Source organism: Chitinophaga sp. (genome assembly GCF_036569125.1).
Classification (GTDB): Bacteria; Bacteroidota; Bacteroidia; order Chitinophagales; family Chitinophagaceae; genus Chitinophaga.
This window is the reverse complement of the sequence record NZ_DATCRF010000041.1, coordinates 1-4,768: the sequence shown is the minus strand read 5'-3', so window position 1 is coordinate 4,768 and position 4,768 is coordinate 1. Positions and strand designations below refer to the sequence as shown.

At 44.9% G+C, this 4,768-nt stretch carries 4 protein-coding genes; 2 read left to right on the top strand and 2 right to left on the bottom strand.

Going from position 1 to position 4,768, the window contains the following annotated elements:
- Positions 1 to 281 precede the first annotated feature (281 nt).
- A complete protein-coding gene (locus VIM87_RS01360) occupies positions 282 to 983 on the top strand; it encodes a sterol desaturase family protein (protein WP_331995232.1) in 702 nt (233 codons plus the stop codon).
- Positions 984 to 1,090: 107 nt separating this feature from the next.
- Positions 1,091 to 1,711, top strand: coding sequence for a hypothetical protein (locus tag VIM87_RS01355; RefSeq protein WP_331995231.1), 621 nt, complete (start codon positions 1,091 to 1,093; stop codon positions 1,709 to 1,711).
- Between the two features lie 46 nt (positions 1,712 to 1,757).
- On the opposite strand, the gene VIM87_RS01350 is transcribed toward VIM87_RS01355, so the two are convergent.
- Both VIM87_RS01350 and VIM87_RS01345 read right to left on the bottom strand, forming a co-directional pair.
- Entirely contained in the window at positions 1,758 to 4,136 is a 2,379-nt protein-coding gene (locus tag VIM87_RS01350) for an ABC transporter permease (RefSeq protein WP_331995230.1), read from the bottom strand.
- A 190-nt stretch (positions 4,137 to 4,326) separates the two neighbouring features.
- Positions 4,327 to 4,768, bottom strand: a 442-nt coding sequence (locus VIM87_RS01345; RefSeq protein WP_331995229.1) for an NADase-type glycan-binding domain-containing protein, incomplete at its 5' end; no start/stop codon positions are given.

Sequence of the window (4,768 nt, the reverse complement as noted above, 5' to 3'; positions counted from 1 at the left end):
TGATCTTAAATGGGTTTGATATTCCGGCGCCGGATAATGGGGTGTAATGTTTTAAAAAAGGGAATATGCCCTGCCTAAGCATTTTTGCTTGGGCAGTTTATTTTTCACGGCTATGCCTGGCGGAAGAACCGGTCAGCGCCCCACAAAGCCCCATGTAATGAGGTTGGATAAGATCTTGATTTTTAGACGTTCGCATGAGCATCAGGTTTTGAGCTATCAGAAACATTTTAAACTTAAAAATAATATATAAATTGTAAAGAAATATATAATTTCGGGTAGTTATGCCCGTTATTCTCGAATACCTGTTACATCTCTCTGTACCTGCGCGCTGGGCGGTTTTCCTGGCGGAGAATGTGCTGATCACTTTCCTGGCGCTACTTATTGGTAACGTAGTGCTGAAAAGGTCCGGTGTAATGGAAAGCACCATTACCGCCCGTGACTGGTGGTACTGTGCGCTTACCAATGTGCTGAACACCGTGGTTACCTATGCGGGGTATTGGCTGTGGGAGAAGAATGTTATCAGGATCACGATGGAGGAATCCTGGCAGATCGCTACCCATTTCCTGCTGTTATTTTTTGCGATGGACCTGCTGATGTTTGTATTTCACTATCTTATTCATAAAACGTTTTTGTTCAAAGCGGTGCATCATTTGCATCATGAATCAGTAGATCCCTCACCTATCGACCTGTTTGTGCTGCACCCGGTGGAAACCATCGCATTTGGCAGCCTGTGGGTATGCTTGCTGATACTATTCCCTTTTAATATTTATGCGATCGCTATTTACCTGGCAGTGAATGTTATTTTTGGATTGGCGGGGCACCTGGGACTGGAGCCGCTGCCGGAAAAACTGCGGAATACGGCGGTGATGAAGTATTTGGGAACTTCTACGTTTCATCATAATCATCACCGGGAGGTAGAATATAATTTCGGATTTTATACGAGCATCTGGGACAGGATGCTGGGGACGTATAAGCGTAATTGAGTACAATTTTACCCCCGGGCCCACAATTGTTAAGCCCATCATTCACTACAGCTATTGCACAGGACAGAAAAGTATAAAAAATAAAACAGCCAACGAAGTATAACCTTATGAGAACATCCATCATTCTATCAACGTTTTTAATACTTGCAATTGCTTCCTGTGACCGGCCGGTCCGGCCGGCGCAGCAACAACAGCAGCACCAGCAAGCGGCAACGCCTAAAGCTTTGGACGATAATAGCGCTGCTTATGATATCATTTCAAAAGGAAGAGGGGGCGACCTGGTTGAATCCTTGTATGATGAGCTGATTTGCAAGAACTCCGATCTGAAGTCATTGGAAGATAAGCTGAAAGCTCTGCGGACCGGCCGGCATGATTCGGTTAAGGTGTTTAACAGGTTCAATGATAAGAACGAGATCTATTACAATGCGGCCGACCAGCATGTTGAAGGAATAAAAGATTCCGTTCTAAGGGACAAAATAAAGGTGCTGGTGGCCGGTAGCCTGAAAAAGTATCAGGGATTAACCGCCGGTCACAACGAATTGCTAAAAGCGATAGAAACAAAAAACCTGACACTGGCAGATCTGTATACTGTGTTGAAGGTCGTAAAAACTTTGCAGGTAATGGAAACATACCAGCGGGATAATCTTCCATCAGCAAAACCGCTGAAAGGATATATTCATAACCAGAATGAGGCATTGAAATTAGTGGATACGCTGACGAAAGAATAGGTCAGCACCTGCATTACATGCAATGATAAAGACAGGATCTTCCTCATCACTCCGATCTCAATGATCTCACAGGATTCATTAACGCTGCCTTTATAGAGCTGTAGCCTACTGTTAAACAGGCTATCAGCAGGGAAATGAAAACAGCAAGAATGAAAATGCCTGCTCCAAGACTGATGCGGTATACAAAAGTATCCAGCCATTTATTCATTGCCCACCAGCCAAGCGGAGCGGCAATCGCAAAAGCGATGAGCACCAGGCGGATAAATTCTTTCCCAAACAGCCATAGGATGTTCTGTACACTGGCTCCCAATATTTTGCGCACACCCACTTCCTTGGTTTTCCGTGCAGCCATGAACGATACCAGTCCATATAAGCCCAGGCAGGCTATAAGAATAGCTACTGCCGTAAAGGTCTGGATCAGTTGCTGGATCCTTTGATCCTGCTTATAGAACCGGGCAATACTTTCATCTAAAAATTCGTACTTATAAATATGATCTGGATATACCTGCTCCCAGGTCTTTTGTAAAGCCCTTAGTGTGGGTTGCAGGTTGGCAATACTGATCTTTACCGCACAGTTATAGTAATTATTACTCTTGGTGGTGATGCAAAGCGGACCAATGGACTTGTGGAAGGATTCATTGTGAAAGTCCTTTATAACGCCCACGATCGTACCATTTATGTCGTTGATCATGGCATTTTTACCAATTACCTCCTTATTAGAAACCCCCAACTTTTTTACCAGGGTTTCGTTGACGAGATATTCCCGGATGGTATCAGAAGGATAGAGATTACGCCCTGCCAGCAGCTGTAATCCGAATGTGGAAAGATACTGGTCATCTCCTGCCTTGAAAATCACATCATAGTTTTCTTTTTTAGTGCGTGCGTCATATACGATTTCACGGCCGCCACCGGAACCTATGGGCGCTGTATTGCAGAAGGTAAGCTTTTCTACCGCTGTGAGCCTGGAAAGCTCAGAGCGAAGTGTACTTACCTTCGATCTTTCCTTGGTGGGAAGGCGCAGCATGATAATAGCATCTTTCTGAAAGCCTATGTTTGCATGGTTCACGTAACGCATTTGATATACAATAACCAGGGTACTGATAATGAGCAGCTGTGAAATAACAAACTGGGTGACCACCAGCCCTCTTCTCAGGGAAAACCCTCCTACATGTTTTTGAGACAGTTCTCCCTTTAGCGCCTGTACGGGCTGGACCCCTGCTATGATAAGACCCGGATAAGCCCCTGAAAGAAAGATCACCAATACCAGCAACAACGGCAAGAAAATAAGCAGGTATATGTCCCGGAAAAAATTGATGCTGACCGGCACATCAAACAGCTGACTAAGTAGAGGCAGGGCCAGGCGGATCAACACAAATGCCAGGACCATGGCCGTAAAGGCTATTAGTGCGGTTTCGGCGATGAATTGCCAAAAAAGCTGTGTGCGAAAGCCACCCAGGGCTTTTCGTATGCCCACCTCCTTGGCGCGGCTCAATGCCTGAGCGGTAGCCAGGTTAATGAAATTCACGGAAGCTGTAATGATGAGGCAAATTCCGATAAGCGACAATGTCCAAAGATTCCGCTTTGACATCTTGCCCTCAAAATCCGGATTGAAATGAATATCCGACAGCGCCTGAAGCCTGAACTGCCATTCCGTAGCATAATCACCCTGGTAATACTTCCTGGAAAATGCCGGAAACACCTTATTGACTGCGGAAGGCAAAACGCCTGGTTTCAACAGAAGGAAACATTGGAATGATGAGCCAACACCTCCCCAGCCATCATCACCGCCAGCCCAGGGGTTATAGTCCTTCAGATTAACGAAGGAGAGATAGATCTCTTCCTTCCGGTCCGTATTTTCAGGCAGGTTAGCCAAAACACCAGTGATCCGGAAATCCAGCCGGTTCTCCAGGCGGATCATCTTGCCCACAGGATCCTGGTCCACGAAATATTTTTCTGCTATCCGTTTAGTCACCAGGGCTGTATTGGGCTCTGTGAGGGCGGTTTTCTTGTCTCCTTTTACTAATGGAAAGTCCAGGATATCAAAAAATCCGGGTTCGGCAAATGCTAATCCTTCTTCCTGGAATTTTTGATCTCCTTTTAAAAAAGGAAGAGAGATCTGGGGTTCTTCCATGACGTACACCCTGGCTACCTTTTCTGCAAAGGAATAGTCGTTGCGAAAAGCCTTTCCTACTGGTGGTGGGGTACCGGGATAGTAGAATACCTTTTCCATATGATCCTCGGTTACAATGCGGTAAACCCGGTCCTTTTTTGAATGGAAGGTATCAAAGCTAAGATGGTATTTTACAAAGCTGAAGATAAGAATAGCAGATGCAAATCCCAAGGTAAGACCCAAGATATTGATCAGGGTATAGACCTTTCTGCGTTTCAGATTACGCAGAATGATTTTGAAGTAATTTCCCAGCATGATCCGATCTCCCCAAGAATGCTGCCATCTATTCAAAATATTATATATGGCCCGCCAGCACACTTTTGTTTTCTTTTATCCGTCCGTATTTGAACGATGACTGTCCGGTTGCGGACAGCTGGCTTAATGACTATTCACATTCGCACCAAACCCAACTCCAACTTTCTCAGCCCTTTCATGAATAGCTGCTTTAACAGGTCCACAACCGCTTATTCTTAATAGTAGATCTTACCGGCTCAATTTTAAAAGACTGCTGGGCAGTTGTATCACTTAATTCCAGGATGGCGTAAGGAGCATTGTTTATATACAGCCTGAACGTTTTTACCCTTGCATTTGCTTTAAACAGGTCGTAATTTTTAATATAGCCATTATAGATGTATATTTTATTCACCCTGGGTGAAAGAGGTTCAAAATGAAAACTCACCTTCTTTCCAATGACGCCGTTGGTAGTATCCGGCACCCAGGCGGTAAAAAGGTTAAAGTCATGGACATTATCCGGTTTATAGCTGATATTCCCCTGATCTTTCAGGCTTTCATCAGCCGTGACCTTATACATCAGCCCTCCGCAATACCAGCTGCATCCCGGACCTTCCGTCATAGGCCCATAGCCCATATCCATGCTGTCAATAAAT